Here is a 14,594-nt window from a genome sequence, read left to right as displayed (position 1 = left end):
CCACCCCCGTGGACGCGTCCGAGGTCAAGCCTTTCCCCGTGGTCGGCATGGTGGGTGGCGGGCAACTGGCCCGCATGACGCAGCAGGCCGCCATCGCGCTCGGCCAGTCACTGCGCGTGCTCGCCGCGCACCCCGGCGACCCGGCCGCCCAGGTCTGTGCCGACGTCCGGCCGGGCACCCCGACCGACCTGCCCGCGCTGCGCGACTTCGCGCGCGGGTGCTCCGCCGTCACGTTCGACCACGAGCAGGTCCCGCAGGAGAACCTGCGTGCGCTGGTCGCCGAGGGCGTCGCCGTCCACCCCGGGCCGGACGCGCTGCTGCACGCGCAGGACAAGCTCGTCATGCGGCGCAGGCTCGCCGGGCTCGGCGCGGCGATGCCGGCGTTCGCCGAGGTGACCGGCCCTGCCGATGTCGAGCGGTTCGGCGCCGAGCACGGGTGGCCGGTGGTGCTCAAGGCGGTGTGCGGCGGCTACGACGGGCGCGGCGTGTGGATGCTCGACGCACCGTCGCCCGAACTGGTCGCCGAGCTGCTTGCCGCGGGCACCCCGCTGATGGTGGAGGCCGCGGTGGCGATGCGGCGGGAGCTCGCCGCGCTGGTGGCGCGCTCACCGTTCGGGCAGGCCGCGGCGTGGCCGGTGGTGGAGACCGTCCAGGAGGACGGCCAGTGCGTGCAGGTGCTCGCGCCCGCCCCGGGCCTCGACCCGGACGTGGCCGCCGCGGCGCAGCGCCTCGCCCTGCACGTCGCCGCCGAGCTGGAGGTCACCGGGCTGCTGGCCGTCGAGCTGTTCGAGACCACCGGGGGTGACCTCGTCGTCAACGAGCTCGCGATGCGCCCGCACAACTCCGGGCACTGGACCATCGAGGGGTCTCGCACGTCGCAGTTCGAGCAGCACCTCCGGGCTGTGCTCGACTACCCGCTCGGGGCCACCGCGCCCACCGCGCCCGCCGTCGTGATGGCCAACGTGCTGGGCGCCGCCGAGACGCCGGCGATGAGCGTGGACGAGCGGCTGCACCACCTGTTCGCGCGGTTCCCGGACGTCAAGGTGCACCTGTACGGCAAGTCCGAGCGCCCGGCCCGGAAGGTCGGGCACGTCACGGCGCTCGGCGAGGACATGGCGACCGTGCGCACCCGCGCCGCGCTCGCCGCGGCCTGGCTCTCCACGGCGCAGTGGCCGGACGGCTGGTCGCCGCACACCGGTGACGTGGAGAAGGAGGCCCAGCATGTCTGAACCGCAGGTCGGCGTGATCATGGGGAGTGACTCGGACTGGCCGGTGATGCGGGCCGCCGCGGAGGCGCTCGCCGAGTTCGACGTCCCGTACGAGGTGGGCGTGTACTCCGCCCACCGCACCCCTCAGCGGATGCTCGACTACGCGAAGGACGCGGCCGGGCGCGGGCTCCGGGTCGTGATCGCCGGTGCCGGCGGGGCGGCCCACCTGCCCGGGATGGTCGCCGCGGCCACACCGCTGCCGGTGATCGGCGTCCCGGTGCCGCTGGCCAGGCTCGACGGGTTGGACTCGCTGCTGTCGATCGTGCAGATGCCCGCGGGCGTGCCGGTGGCGACCGTGGCGGTCGGTGGGGCCCGCAACGCGGGGCTGTTGGCCGTGCGGATCCTCGCCGCGGGCGACCCGGCCCTGCTCCAGCGGATGGGGCAGTTCCAGGCCGAGCTGGAGGAGTCCGTCCTCGCCAAGGACGAGGCCCTGCGGGCGGCTGCTGCCGAGATGTGACGGTGTATCACCCGAATGGGTGAGAACCGCAGGGCGCTTCGTCACCGAATGCCACCGCGACAAGCACCCGGACGCGGCTCCGGGTCGGGGCGGCGGAGCGGTAGGGCATGCGGATTCCTCCACCACTGCCGGTGGACGCACGAGACGCGGAGATCCTCCGTGAGTGGGTCGAGAGCAACCTCGCCGGGGCGGCAGCCGTGCGCAGGGCGCGAATCGTGCTGCTCGCCGCGGCGGGCCGGGGCACGGCGTCGATCGCCGACGAGCTCGGCTGCTCGAAGCAGACCGTGATCACCTGGCGCGAGCGCTACCGCGCCGAGGGCATCGCGGGACTGCGGGACGCGCCCCGGTCCGGGCGGCCGAGCACCGTCGACGCCGCCGCGGTGATCGGCCGCACGCTCGCGCCACCCCCACCGCGGCTGGGCGCCCCGCGCTGGACCACCCGACTCCTCGGCGCCGAGCTCGGCATCAGCAACGTCGCCGTCGCGAACGTCTGGCGGAGCTGGGGGGTGCTCCCCGACGCCGGTGGGCGGGTGCGCCTCGACACCGAACCGGTCCTCGACGGCGCGGTCGGCGCCGTCGTCGGGCTCCACCTCGCACCGCCGGTGCGCGTGCTCGCGCTGCTGTGGAGCGAACCGGCAGGCGGGCCGGAGGCCGTGGTGCCCGTCCCGAAGCGCCCGGGCATCGGGACGAGGCTCGCCGAGCTCGACCTCGGCCCGGGCGGTGACCCCGGGGGGCTCGCCGCGTTCCTCGACCGGACCGAGGCCCTGTCCGAGCCGCCCGCCCTGCTGGCCGACGCCGCAGGCGCCGACGCCGCACTGCTCGCCGACCGGGCCGCTCGCTCCGGCGCCGCTGTGCACGCCGTGCCCGCCGACCTGTCGTGGACCCGGATGGTGCGGGTCGTGTGCGTGCTCGCCGGGGCGACGGCCGTGGGCGGCGACTCGGTGCGCGCCCTGCGGGCGGCGCTCGCCGCGCACGTGCCCGGCGCCCCGTTCTCGTGGGTGACGCAGACCGCTGCGGCGCAGCCGTAATTCTCGTGGCGCGCCGCCGCGTCCCGGTCGTAGTGTGTCCGTACACAGGAGAGGAGGTGGTCCAGCGTTGAATAGCTACAGGACTCGTGAGGTGGCTGTCCGCTAGCACCACAGGACACGTTCTCCGACGGCCAGTGGAAGCCGGTGTGGTGCCGGCGAGTTCCAGGCAGTCACCCGTGGTCCCCGGGCCCGAGCCCGTCCAGCTCGGCTTGCGCAGCACCCGCTGCGGCCCGGGGATCACGCATGTCCCGGGCCGGTCACCGGCCCGGACCCGGTGGCGCTCCCGCAGTTGCGGGCGGGGGCGCCGCTCGGGAGCGTCAGGCCGGCTCCGCGTCGTTGCGCCCCTCCAGCCTCCCGACCGCGTCCTCCAGCCTGCGGGCCACTGCGTGCAGCCCTGTCTCGGGGCCGGGTTCGCCCGGGAGCATCTCCGCCACGCGCCGGAAACGCTCCCGGCAGGCCGCCACGCCGTCGGCCCGCGCCCCGGCCGCCAGCCACGCCTTCAACGCCAGGTTGTGTGCCGCGACGACCGCGGCCGCTGCCACGGTGGCGCGCAGCTCCGCGTCGTCGGTGTCGGCGAACCGCTCCCGCAGCTCGCGGGTGAACAGCCTGCGGTAGTGCTCCGCGCTCGCCGACTCGCGGTCGCGCAGCGGCGGCACCGCACGGACCAGCCGGAACCGCTTGAGCGCCACGTCCGCGTCCTCGACGTACATGTCGAGCACGGTCTCGCCCGCCCGGAGCACCACCGACGGGGTGGGCTCGGACGGGTGCGCGGTCGCGAACACCTGTGTGACCCCCGCGAGGGCGGCCTCGTGGTCGGGGGAGATCGCGTCCTCCTTCCCGCGGAAGTAGCGGAAGAAGGTGCGGCGCCCGACGCCCGCCGCAGCCGCAATGTCGTCCACGGTGGTCTCGTTGTAGCCGCGGCGGGTGAACAGCTCCACGGCGGCGACCGTGAGGGCCCGGCGCACCTCGGCGCGGCCCGCGGCGGAGCGTCCTCGACGTACCCGGGATCCCGCCGCCGTCATGGCACGGAGGGTAGCAGCCACATTGAGAGGTGGCACGGAGTGCCGTTACGATAGGGGGGTCACTACACCACCGACGGCGGGCGGGACGATGAATCCGGACTTCGAGACCTACCGGCTCAGCGACGAGCACGAGGCGTTGCGCGAGGCCGTGCGCGCGCTCGCGGAGAAGGAGATCGCGCCCTACGCGGCGGAGGTCGACGAGCATGGCCGGTACCCGGCCGAGGCGCGCGACGCCCTGGTCAAGGCCGGGTTCCACGCAGTGGGCATCCCCGAGGAGTACGGCGGCGAGGGCGCCGACGAGCTCGCCGGCTGCATCGTGATCGAGGAGGTCGCCCGGGTCTGCGCCTCGTCCTCGCTGATTCCCGCGGTGAACGGGCTGGGCCTCACGCCGATCCTGCTGTCGGCGTCCCACGAGCTCAAGCAGCAGGTGCTGCCGTCGGTGGCCGCGGGCGAGGCGATGATGTCCTACGCGCTGTCCGAGCGGGAGGCGGGCTCCGACGCCGCGTCGATGAAGACCCGCGCCCGCCGCGAGGGTGACTCGTGGGTGCTGAACGGCACCAAGTGCTGGATCACCAACGCCGGTGAGTCCACCTGGTACACGGCGATGGCGGTGACCGACCCGGAGAAGAAGGCCAACGGCATCTCGGCGTTCGTCGTGCACCGCGACGACCCGGGCTTCGAGGTGGGGCCGAAGGAGCGCAAGCTCGGCATCAACGGCTCGCCCACCCGCGAGATCTACTTCACCGACTGCACGATCCCGGCGGACCGCATCATCGGGGCGGAGGGCACCGGCTTCAAGACGGCGCTGGCCACCCTCGACCACACCCGCCCGACGATCGGCGCGCAGGCGGTCGGCATCGCCCAGGGTGCCCTGGATGTGGCGATCTCCTACGTCAAGGAGCGCAAGCAGTTCGGCAGGCAGATCGCCGAGTTCCAGGGCCTGCAGTTCATGCTCGCCGACATGGCGATGAAGGTGGAGGCCGCGCGGCAGCTGGTCTACGTGGCCGCGTCCCGCGCCGAGCGGGGTGAGGCGAACCTGGGCTTCATCTCCAGCGCCGCCAAGTGCATGGCCAGCGACGTCGCGATGGCGGTCACCACCGACGCCGTCCAGCTGCTCGGCGGCTACGGCTACACCAAGGACTTCCCGGTCGAGCGCATGATGCGCGACGCGAAGATCACGCAGATCTACGAGGGCACCAACCAGATCCAGCGGATGGTGATGGCGCGCTCGCTGCTCAAGGGCTGACCCGCATGCCGCCGGCGGTCTGGGCCCGCGGCCTCGCGCTGAGCCGCGCGAACGGCACTCTCGACCGATAGGTTCGCGCGAAAGTGCCGTTCGTGCGAGGGCTCAGCGCACGAATCAGCCCGTGCCGCCCACGGGGACGTCGGCGTCGATGCGCGGGGCGTGCTGGTCGAAGAACAGCCGGTAGGTCAGCTCGGCCCGGCTGCGCACGCCGAGCTTGCCGAACACGCGCTTGACGTGGTCGTCGACGGTGTGCGGCGACAGCGCGAGCAGCCGGGCGATCTCCTGGCGGGAGTGGCCGCGGGCGAGCAGGTGGACGACGTCGCGCTCGCGCGCGGTGAGCTGGTAGGCGTCGGCGATGATGCGGGCGATCTCGATCGGCCGGGCGGGCTCGACGATGACCGAGACCTGTGCGGGCTCGCCCGCGATGCGCTCGGCGTGCATGGTCATCCACCGGCCGCTGCGCGAGCGGAGGCGGCTGTGCAGCGGGCCGGACCCGGCGGCGGCCCGACCGGCGAGCGTCAGGACCGAGTAGGGCAGGCCGGTTGCGACGTCGACGCCGTCGTCGACCTCGGTGAGCCATCGCTGCGCCGCGGGCGTGACGTGCAGCGGGGTCAGTGTGCCGGACAGCAGGAACAGGCCGGGCCCGTCCTCGTCGGTGCCGTGCGCGATCTCGGTGAGCGTCATCTCCCGGCGGATGGCGGCGGCGACCCCGGCGGTCGCCTCCTCGACGAGCCGCATCTCCGCGGTCGAGAACGCGGCCTCGCCCTCTCCGCGGAACATCACGAGCGCTCCCCAGATGCCGCCGTCGGACCGGAACAGCAACCGCATCTCGTGCTCGAGGCCCGCGGGACGCAGCACGTCGTGGTAGCGGGGGCTGCGGTCGGGGTGGCCGCTCGTGGCGTCGGCCAGCGTGACGGCGCGCCGCGGATGGCGGGCCAGGGAGGGGAGCGCGAACGCGTCCTCGGCGCGCGCCTCGATCTCGAGCAGCCGTGGGATGAGCTGCGGGGAGATGCCGTCGCGGTGGTAGCCGCCCGTGGGCAGCGCGGACGCGGGGTCGACGGTGAGCGCGCACCACGGCCCGAACGGCACCGCATCGCGCAGGCGGGCGGCGACGGCGCGCTCGAGCGCGACCGCCCCGCCGGGTTCCCGGCACACGCGTTCGACCCCGGCGCCGAGCTCGCCGGACGACATGCTGCGCATGCCGGGAATCATCCGCGCCGCATCTGCGGCGCGCACCCCCCGATTCCGGGGATGTCCTCGCCGGTCGTGCCCGCCGCACCCTCGGTGCATGACGCTTCTGCATCCCGCCCCCACCGGGTTCGCCGGGACGATGCTCCGCCCCGGTGACGACGGCTACGAGCAGGCCCGCCGGGTCTGGAACGGGGCGATCGACCGCCGCCCCGCCTTCGTCGCCCGCTGCCGCTCCACCACCGACGTCGCCGCCATGGTGCGGTTCGGGGTCCGGCACGGGCTGCCGATCGCGGTGCGCGGCGGTGGGCACAGCATCCCCGGCCTGTCCGTCTGCGAGGGCGGCCTGGTCATCGACCTCTCGCCGATGAAGGCGATCGCCGTCGATCCCGTTCGGCGGCGGGCCGACGTCGGCCCCGGCGTGCTGTGGGCGGAGTTCGACCGCGCCGCGCAGGAGCACGGGCTGGCCGTGCCGGGCGGGGAGATCTCCGACACCGGCGTGGCGGGACTGACCCTCGGCGGTGGCGTGGGCTGGCTGTCCCGCGCGTACGGGCTGGCCTGCGACAGCCTGGTGGCGGCCGAGGTCGTCACCGCCGACGGGTCCGTCCTGCACGTCGACGAGCAGGACGACCCGGAGCTGCTCTGGGGCCTGCGCGGTGGCGGCGGGAACTTCGGAGTCGTCACCCGGTTCACGTTCCGGCTGTACCCGGTCCCGGTGCCGATGTACGGAGGGATGCTGCTGCATCCGATCGAGCGCGGCGGCGAAGCGTTGCGCGCCTTCCTCGACCTCGGGGCGGACGCACCCGACGAGCTCGGGCTGAACGCCGCGATCATCACGGCGCCGCCCGCGCCGTTCGTGCCGCCCGAGCTGCAGGGACGTCCGGTGGTGGCGCTCGCGGCCGGTTACGTCGGTCCGCCGGCCGAGGGCGAGGCGGCCGTCCGGCCGCTGCGCCAGTTCGCCCCGCCCGCCGTCGACCTGCTCGGGCCGATGCCCTACACCGCCCTGCAGTCGATCGTCGACGAGGCCGCCCCGCCCGGCCTGCCCGCCTATGTCCGGTCGGAGTGGCTCGGGCCCCTGGACGACGCGGCGATCGACACGCTCCTCGACAGAGCGGCGGGCATGACGTCCCCGCTCTCGCAGGTGCTGGTCCGGATCATGGGCGGTGCGGTCGGGCGGGTGGCGCCGGACGCGACCGCGTTCCGGTACCGGGAGGCCGCGGCGATGCTCACCCTCGCGGCCGTGTGGACCGACCCCGCCGACCAAGGCGAGGAGCACCGCGCGTGGACACGGCGGTCGTGGGAGGCGCTGCGGCCCTGGTCGGCGGGCGGCGGGTACGTCAACCACCTGTGCGGGGAGGGGCCCGGCCGGGTCCGCGAGGCCTACGGCGAGCGGACGTGGGCGCGGCTGGTCGCGCTCAAGCGGCGGCTCGACCCCGGCAACGTGTTCCACCTGAACCAGAACGTGCCGCCGGAGGGGTGAGGGGACCGCACACACCGTCGGTGGACGGCACCCACCGCCGGCGGTGTGTGCGGCCCACCCGCGGTGTGCGGCGGAGCCGGTGCCGGCCGGACCGCGCTCAGCCCAGGCAGGTCGTCACGCGCTCGGTCTCGGCCCGGTGGTCGAGGCGCTCCTCGTCGGCGTTGCGGCACTGCACCAGCGACGCGCCCGCCGCGAGCACCGCGAGCAGGCCGTCGCCGAGGCCGTCGGGCGTGGACCACTCGAGGGTCGAGAGCACCCGGTCGGAGGCGGTGAGGCCGCGCGCCGCGGCGCGCGAGCGGGCGTCGGCGAGCACGTCGGCCACCGACGCCCCGGCCAGCGCGGGCGCGGAGTCGGGCACGGGGGCCCACGGCACGAAGTCGTCGCCGTGCGTGCGCACCTCGGTCGCGAAGTCGATCACCCCGGCGGGCAGGCCGGACAGGCCCTTCCCGAACGCGTCGAGCGACAGCGCGACGATCCCGCCCCCGGGCGCGGCGGCGAGCGCCAGGTCGACGCGGTCGGCGTCGCACAGCACCCACTCGGCGTCCCCGGGCTCCGCGACGATCTCGGCCCCGCACCACCACGCGGCGAGCAGCACCGCGGCGGTCTGCCAGTGCGCGGGCAGGAGCACCGCGACGGGGGTGCCCGGCTCGACGTCGCACTCGTCGCGCAGCAGGTTCGCGGCCTTCGCGGCCCAGTTGGCGGTGGTCACCGCCGACAGCTCGATCCGCTCGCCGGTCGCGTCGTCGTAGTAGGTGATCAGCGGGCGGGCGGCGGCCGGACCCGTGCGCAGCGGGTCCAGCAGGGCGGCGGTGAGCGTCACCCGTTCACCGTAGGTCAGTCGATGCAGGGCACTCCCGCGGCCGTGATCACTTCCTCTTCGGCCTCCGCCGTCGGCGTCGGCGTCGGCTCGCCCATCGTGGGCACGACGGCCGGGTCGAAGTCGGCCCCGAGCACGACGAGCAGGTGGCCGCGGGTGATCTCGCTGCTGCTCTCGACGTCGATCCCGCCGAGCTGCTCGGCCACGGCCTGGGCGGCCTCCTCGTCCGATCCCGTGTAGCGGACCACCGAGGTCTCGGTCGGCTCGGTGTTGTCCACGGTTCCGGGCGTGAAGCCCAGGTTGCGCATGTGCTCGTCCACCGCGGCGGCGAGCCCGGAGGTGTCGGAGCCGTTGCGGACGTCCACGACGTAGCGCGACGCGATCACGTCGACCGGCGGCGGTGGCGGGGGCGGTTCCTCCCGCGCCTCCTCGGCGGCCCGCTGCTGCTCGGCGATCTGCTGGTCGACGAACGAGCGCACCTCGCCGCGGTCGACCAGCACGACGTCCCCGCGGGCGTTGGTGTCCAGGCCCTGGGTGGGGATCGTCATGAACTCGATGTTCCCGGCGGCGATGTCCGAGGCCTGCTGGGCGAAGGCGAGCAGGTCCCAGCCCTCGTCGATCACGAGCGACTGCTGCGCGACCTCGATGAGCGAACCGAGCGTGCCGGGGTCGGTCAACGTGCCGGCCGAGAGGATCTTGTCGGCCACCGCGGCGAGGAAGACCTGCTGGCGGCGGATCCGCGACAGGTCGCCGTCGGGCAGCCCGTGGCGTTGGCGGACGAACGCGAGCGCGTCTGCCCCGGAGATCGTCTGCGGGCCCGCCGCGAAGTGGGCGCCGGACAACACGTCGTTCACCGGGTTGCGGAGGCAGACATCGACACCGCCGATCGCGTTGGTGAGGTTGTAGAAGCCGAGCAGGTTGATCTCGGCGTAGTGGTCGACGGTGAGCCCGGTGAGGCCCTCCACCGCGCGGATCAGCGTGCTGCGCCCGGTCCGGGCCGACTCGGCCTCGATGCGCTCGGGATCGCGCACGCCGTCGGCCCGCAGTTCCCCGGCGGCGCGCGCCTTCGTCACGGGGTACGCGGCGTTGATCTTGTCGCGGCGGTAGCCCGGGATGTCGACATAGCTGTCCCGGGGGACGGAGAACGCGATCGCCGCGCCCCCGCCCTCCGGCACGTGCAACAGGATGATCGTGTCGGAGTTCAGCACCCCGGTGTCGGCGCCGCTCGAGAGCATCTCCTGCACCTCGGGCGGCAGCGGGTTGCCCTGGGCGTCGGTGCGGCTGTCGACCCCGACCAGGAGGATGTTCTGCGCGCCGCCGTCGCCACCGCCCGCGATGACGTCCGTGGTGGTGATCCCGGCGGTGATGTCGCGGTAGAGACCCCATGCGGCACCGGTGAGCGTCATCACCAGCGTCGACGCCACCACCAGCGCGATCTTGATCCGCCACCGCAGCGTGCGCCGGGTGGGGTCCGGGGTGGCGTCAGCGCGGGCGGCCGACGGGCGCGGGGTGCGGGGCGGCGTCGTGCGGGAGCGGCTCGCTCCGGCCGCCGGGTGCCCGCCCCGGGCGGGGGTGCGAGGGGCGCCGGAAGCCGGACGGGGCCGGCGCGCCTCCGGGGCCGACCACGAGGCGGACCCGCGCCGCGCGGCACCGCGGGTGGGGGTGCTGCGCCACCGGTCCGTGCCCGGAGGGCGGGGCGGTTCCCGTCCGACCACTCCACCCACCTCCGATCCACGCCGCTGCCCGTTCTCCTAGGGTGCAACATCGGACGCGCTCGCCGCGGACGGCGCTGCGCGTGTCGCGGGTGACCGCCGTCGCTGCCGGCGCGGTCACGCACGGTGAGTCCCGGGCGGAAACCCGGGAGACGAGGGGAGCGTCGGGTGCCCGAGGGGCTGTCGCTGTTGCTGCCGGTCTGGGCCGGCGACCGGCCGGATTTCCTCGCCGAGGCGTTCCGGTCCACCGTGGACGGCCAGACGCGCCGGCCCGACCAGGTCGTCATCGTGCGTGACGGCCCGGTCGACGCGGCGCTCGCCGCGCGGATCGCGGAGCTGACCGCGGAGAGCCCCGTGCCGGTGGACGTGGTGGCGCTGGAGCACAACGTCGGGCTCGGCCCGGCGCTCGACGCCGGCCTCGCGGCGTGCCGCCACGACATCGTGGCGCGGATGGACGCCGACGACATCAGCCTGCCGCACCGCTTCGCCGTCCAGCTGCCGATCATCGAGTCGGGAGTCGACCTCGTCGGGTCCGGCCTGCTGGAGTTCGCCGACGAGCCCGACCGGGTGGTGGGCACCCGCACGCCGCCCACCGACCCCGAGGACATCCGCGTCCGGGCCCGGTTCGCCGACCCGTTCAACCACCCGACCGTCGTCTACCGCGGGGAGCTGGTGCGTGCCGTCGGCGGCTACACCGACTTCGCGCTGATGGAGGACTACCTGCTCTGGGCCAAGATGCTGCTCACGGGCGCGCGGGTGGCGAACGTGGCCGAGCCGCTGGTCCTCTACCGGGTCGGCGCGGGTGCCTACGCGCGGCGCGGTGGGCTGGGACAGCTGCGGGCGGAGCTGGCCCTGCAGCGGCGGTTCCGCCGGATGCGGTTCACCAGCCGCCGCGAGTACGCCCGCAACGTCGTCGTTCGCGGAGGCTACCGGTTGGTCCCCGAGCGCATCCGTCGAATGGCCTACCGGAAGGTCGTCGCGACGTACTCCCGGTAACCGTCGCACCGGTCGGTGGCACCATCGCTTCCCTCGATCGAGGGGACAGTGATGACCACACCTCCCGAACCCCTCTCCGCCGAGGGGGCCGCCCTGCTCGACGCCGGCCGGGCGCTCGACGCCGTCGAGGTGCTGCGGCAGGCCGTCGCCGCGGGTGAGGCGTCGGCGTCGGACCTGCTGGTGCGCGCCTATCTCGACAGCGGGAGCTGGCGGGCGGCGGTCGAGTGGCTCACGCCGCTCGTCGAGCAGGGCCGGATCGACTACGCGGGGCGGCTCGGCGTGGCGCTGGCGGAGCTCGGCGAGCGCGAGCGAGCCGAAACCGTGCTGCGGCTGGCCGTCGAGTCCGGCGAGCTCGCCGCGGCCAACGATCTGGGCATCCTGCTCCGCGACGAGGGGCGGCTGCGGGAGGCGGTGCACATGCTCGCGCAGGCCGCCGACGCGGGCGACCAGCAGGCCGCGGCGAACCTCGTGGCGGTACACCTGGAGGCGGGCGACCTGTGGTCGGCCGTGACGGCCGCGGAGCAGTACGCCGACGACAGCCTCCCGGACACGGTCGTCGCGCTGGCGGATGCGCGGGCCCTGGAGGGCCGGGGCGACGAGGCGGAGGCGCTCTACCGCCGCGCCGCCGACCTCGGCGCCCTGCTGGCGCACACCGCGTACGGACAGTTCCTGCTCGTCGCGCGCGGGGACGCGGAAGGCGCCGAACTGGAGTACCGGGAGGCGCACCGCCACGCCGAACCCGGCGCGGACTTCACGCTCGGTCGCTTCCTGCTCGACGAGGGCAGACCGGACGAGGCCCGCCCGTACCTGCAGGCGGCGGCCGACGCGGGGGACCGCGCCGCGCAGGACGCGATCGTCGAGCTGGACGGCGGGGAGGAGGAGTACTGACGGCGACCCCCAGTAGGGTGGCGCGCCGTGGACGAGGGGGCGCTCCGGGACTACGGCGACGAGCTCGCCGTGGTCGTCGTGGTGCGCTCCGCCGCGGCGGACCTCGACGGGGTCCTCGGCGCCGTCCGGGCCGCCACCGCGCGTCCGGCCCGGGTCGTGGTCGTCTCCACCGGGCCCCTCGCCCTGCCCGACGGGGCGGAGCTGCTGCGGCTGCGGGAGGACGTGGGCCGGCCCGCCGCCGTGAACCGCGCCGTCGCCGCCCTCCCGGACACGGTCGGCTGGGTCGCCCTGGTCGACCCGCACGTCCGGCCGGCCGCCGGGGCGCTCGACGCGCTCCGGGACGTGGCGGCGCGCCACCCCCGGGCCGGGCTGCTCGGGCCGCGGCTGCGCGACACCGCGGACCGGGTGGTGGCGTCGGCGGGCGCCGTGCCGGCCACGGCCGACCTGCTGTGTGGACGGCTGCCTGCGGCGAACGGTGCCGGCCCGACCGGTTGGCTCGCCACGACCTGCGTCCTGGTGCGCCGGGTGGCGTGGGACTCGGTGGACGGCTTCGATCCGCGCTACCTGGGCGCGCCCGGGCCCGTCGGAATGTCCGACGTCGACCTCGGTGACCGGTTGGGCAGGTCGGGATGGCTGGTCGTCCACGTGCCCTCCGTCGAGGCGATCGTCCGCCCGTCGGACGGGCACGGCATCCTGGAGCCGCACGGGGACGGCCTGCGCCGCTACGTGCGCGACCGCGGCCCCGCCTCCGTGCGGGCGCTGCAGGCGCTCGCGGCCCGCGTGCGCCGGGCCTGATCGGGCGAGAAGACGAGAGCTGAGGAGAACGCGTGCTGCACGACGTCGAAGCCGTGGTGCTGGTCGGCGGCAAGGGGACGCGCCTGCGCCCGCTCACTCTGTCGGCTCCCAAGCCGATGCTCCCCACGGCCGGAGTGCCGTTCCTGGCGCACCTGTTGTCCCGGATCCGCGAGGCCGGGGTCCGCCGGGCCGTCCTCGGCACCTCCTATCTGGCGGAGACGTTCTCCGACCACTTCGGGGACGGCACCGCCCTGGGCCTGGAGATCGAGTACGTGGTCGAGGACCAGCCGCTGGGCACCGGCGGGGGCATCCGCAACGTCGCCAAGTACCTCAGCACCGACCACGTCCTGGTGTTCAACGGTGACGTCCTGTGCGGCACCGACCTGAACGCCGTGGTCGACACGCACCGCAGCACCGACGCCGACGTCACCCTGCACCTGGTGCGCGTCCAGGACCCACGGGCCTACGGCTGCGTGCCCACCGACGCCGACGGGCAGGTGCTGGAGTTCCTGGAGAAGACCGAGGACCCGCCCACCGACCAGATCAACGCGGGTTGCTACGTCTTCCGCCGCTCGGTGATCGAGTCGATCCCGGACGGGCGGCCGGTGTCGGTGGAGCGGGAGACGTTCCCCGGGCTGCTGGCGGCGGGCGCCCGCGTGTCCGGGCACGTCGACAACGCCTACTGGCGCGACATGGGCACGCCGGCCGACCTGATCCACGGCTCGGCCGACCTCGTGCGCGGTGTCGCCCCGTCGGCGGCGCTGCCCGGTCCCACCGGCGAGGCCCTGCAGCTCGACGGTGCGCAGGTCGCCGACGGGGCGCTCGTGTTCGGCGGTACCACGGTCGGGCGCGGGGTGACGATCGGCGAGGGCGCGCGCGTCGAGGGCTCGATGCTGTTCGACGGCGCCGTCGTCGGGGCGGGGGCGGTGGTCGAGCACGCCGTGATCGGCGCGGGCGCGCGGGTCGACGAGGGCGCGCTGGTCACCGACACCGTCGTGGGCGACCGCGCGGTCGTCGGGGCGCACTGCGAGCTGCGCGGCGGCCTGCGGATCTGGCCGGACGTGGTGCTGCCACCGCACGGGGTGCGATTCTCCCCCGATGTGTGAGCCGGAGGCGCGGGAATGGCGGCCCGACTTCCCGCTCGACCTCGCCGGGGTGCTCGCGCCGCTGCGCCGCGGCCGCGGTGACCCCGCATGGCGGTCGGCCGCCGAGGGTGCGGCGATCTGGCGCGTCTCCACCACGCCCGACGGGCCGGCCACCACCCGGCTGCACCGGCGGGCCGACGGCACGGTGGTGATGAGCGCCTGGGGCCCGGGCGCGCAGTGGTCCCTGGACGACCTCCCCGCGCTGCTCGGGGCAGCCGACCGGCCGGAGGAGTTCGTCGCCCACCACCCGCTGGTCGCCGACGCCGCCCGCCGCATGCGGGGCCTGCGGTTCGGCGCGTCCGGCCGCGTGTGGGACGTGCTGGTGCCGTCCGTCCTGGAACAGAAGGTCACCGGGACCGAGGCGCGCCGGTCGTGGCGGGAGCTGTGCCACCGCTTCGGCGACCCGCCACCGGGGCCCGCGCCCGCGGGGATGCGCGTGCCCCCGACGCCGGCGCAGATCCGGGACGTCCCGGACTGGGAGTGGCACCGCGCCGGCGTCGACCTCGCCCGGCGCCGGGCGATCCTCGCCGCCGCCGCGGTCGCCCACCGCCT

Annotated in this window: 14 protein-coding genes; 10 read left to right on the top strand and 4 right to left on the bottom strand. The window is 75.0% G+C overall.

Annotated features, from left to right (window positions below; translation table 11 throughout):
- Positions 1-8 precede the first annotated feature (8 nt).
- The 3 genes from KME75_RS18285 (at position 9) to KME75_RS18275 (ending at position 2,753) form a co-directional block, all read left to right on the top strand.
- Positions 9-1,229 carry a 5-(carboxyamino)imidazole ribonucleotide synthase gene (locus KME75_RS18285; protein WP_308282871.1) on the top strand — a complete coding sequence of 407 codons (1,221 nt, stop codon included), beginning with the start codon at positions 9-11 and terminating at the stop codon, positions 1,227-1,229.
- Positions 1,222-1,725 (top strand): 5-(carboxyamino)imidazole ribonucleotide mutase, encoded by a 504-nt coding sequence (gene purE, locus KME75_RS18280; RefSeq protein WP_219416054.1) that lies wholly within the window; start codon positions 1,222-1,224, stop codon positions 1,723-1,725. Before KME75_RS18285 ends, purE begins: the two co-directional genes overlap by 8 nt.
- A gap of 131 nt (positions 1,726-1,856) precedes the next feature.
- Positions 1,857-2,753, top strand: coding sequence for a helix-turn-helix domain-containing protein (locus KME75_RS18275; protein ID WP_219416053.1), 897 nt, complete (start codon positions 1,857-1,859; stop codon positions 2,751-2,753).
- 317 nt (positions 2,754-3,070) lie between these two features.
- Here the strand turns inward: KME75_RS18275 and KME75_RS18270 are convergent, their stop codons facing one another.
- On the bottom strand, positions 3,071-3,775 hold the full coding sequence (locus KME75_RS18270; RefSeq protein WP_219416052.1) for a TetR family transcriptional regulator: 705 nt from the start codon (positions 3,773-3,775) through the stop codon (positions 3,071-3,073).
- An 88-nt stretch (positions 3,776-3,863) separates the two neighbouring features.
- Between KME75_RS18270 and KME75_RS18265 the strand changes: the two genes are divergently transcribed.
- Positions 3,864-5,021, top strand: coding sequence for an acyl-CoA dehydrogenase (locus KME75_RS18265; protein ID WP_219416051.1), 1,158 nt, complete (start codon positions 3,864-3,866; stop codon positions 5,019-5,021).
- 114 nt (positions 5,022-5,135) lie between these two features.
- Here KME75_RS18265 and KME75_RS18260 read toward each other — a convergent pair whose 3' ends face one another.
- Complete coding sequence (locus tag KME75_RS18260; RefSeq protein WP_219416050.1) at positions 5,136-6,221, bottom strand: helix-turn-helix transcriptional regulator; 1,086 nt, start codon at positions 6,219-6,221, stop codon at positions 5,136-5,138.
- Positions 6,222-6,309: 88 nt separating this feature from the next.
- On the opposite strand from KME75_RS18260, the gene KME75_RS18255 reads away from it, so the two are divergent.
- Entirely contained in the window at positions 6,310-7,689 is a 1,380-nt protein-coding gene (locus KME75_RS18255) for an FAD-binding oxidoreductase (RefSeq protein WP_219416049.1), read from the top strand.
- A 97-nt stretch (positions 7,690-7,786) separates the two neighbouring features.
- Here the strand turns inward: KME75_RS18255 and KME75_RS18250 are convergent, their stop codons facing one another.
- Complete coding sequence (locus KME75_RS18250; RefSeq protein WP_219416048.1) at positions 7,787-8,509, bottom strand: TIGR03089 family protein; 723 nt, start codon at positions 8,507-8,509, stop codon at positions 7,787-7,789.
- 14 nt (positions 8,510-8,523) lie between these two features.
- A complete protein-coding gene (locus KME75_RS18245) occupies positions 8,524-10,221 on the bottom strand; it encodes an LCP family protein (RefSeq protein WP_219416047.1) in 1,698 nt (565 codons plus the stop codon).
- Between the two features lie 165 nt (positions 10,222-10,386).
- Here KME75_RS18245 and KME75_RS18240 point away from each other — a divergent pair, with 165 nt between their 5' ends.
- From KME75_RS18240 to KME75_RS18220, 5 genes are all read left to right on the top strand, one after another.
- Positions 10,387-11,214 (top strand): glycosyltransferase, encoded by an 828-nt coding sequence (locus tag KME75_RS18240; RefSeq protein WP_308282870.1) that lies wholly within the window; start codon positions 10,387-10,389, stop codon positions 11,212-11,214.
- Positions 11,215-11,265: 51 nt separating this feature from the next.
- Positions 11,266-12,102: a tetratricopeptide repeat protein gene (locus KME75_RS18235; protein ID WP_219416046.1), complete on the top strand. Its 837-nt coding sequence runs from the start codon at positions 11,266-11,268 to the stop codon at positions 12,100-12,102.
- 27 nt (positions 12,103-12,129) lie between these two features.
- A complete protein-coding gene (locus KME75_RS18230) occupies positions 12,130-12,897 on the top strand; it encodes a glycosyltransferase family protein (protein WP_219416045.1) in 768 nt (255 codons plus the stop codon).
- Positions 12,898-12,932: 35 nt separating this feature from the next.
- On the top strand, positions 12,933-14,003 hold the full coding sequence (manB, locus tag KME75_RS18225) for a mannose-1-phosphate guanylyltransferase (RefSeq protein WP_246632336.1): 1,071 nt from the start codon (positions 12,933-12,935) through the stop codon (positions 14,001-14,003).
- Positions 13,996-14,594, top strand: a 599-nt coding sequence (locus KME75_RS18220) for a DNA glycosylase family protein (protein ID WP_219416044.1), incomplete at its 3' end; no start/stop codon positions are given. The genes manB and KME75_RS18220, both read left to right, overlap by 8 nt.

Source organism: Pseudonocardia nigra, assembly GCF_019396355.1.
GTDB classification, from domain to species: Bacteria; Actinomycetota; Actinomycetes; order Mycobacteriales; family Pseudonocardiaceae; genus Pseudonocardia; species Pseudonocardia nigra.
This window is presented reverse-complemented; position numbering and strand designations above follow the sequence as displayed.

What these genes read in the sequence shown, in the direction of transcription:
- purE (WP_219416054.1), top strand. Translation starts at nt 1,222, where the DNA reads ATGTCTGAACCGCAGGTCGGCGTGATCATGGGGAGTGACTCGGACTGG.
- KME75_RS18270 (WP_219416052.1), bottom strand. Translation starts at nt 3,775, where the DNA reads ATGACGGCGGCGGGATCCCGGGTACGTCGAGGACGCTCCGCCGCGGGC.
- KME75_RS18265 (WP_219416051.1), top strand. Translation starts at nt 3,864, where the DNA reads ATGAATCCGGACTTCGAGACCTACCGGCTCAGCGACGAGCACGAGGCG.
- KME75_RS18260 (WP_219416050.1), bottom strand. Translation starts at nt 6,221, where the DNA reads ATGCGCAGCATGTCGTCCGGCGAGCTCGGCGCCGGGGTCGAACGCGTG.
- KME75_RS18255 (WP_219416049.1), top strand. Translation starts at nt 6,310, where the DNA reads ATGACGCTTCTGCATCCCGCCCCCACCGGGTTCGCCGGGACGATGCTC.
- KME75_RS18235 (WP_219416046.1), top strand. Translation starts at nt 11,266, where the DNA reads ATGACCACACCTCCCGAACCCCTCTCCGCCGAGGGGGCCGCCCTGCTC.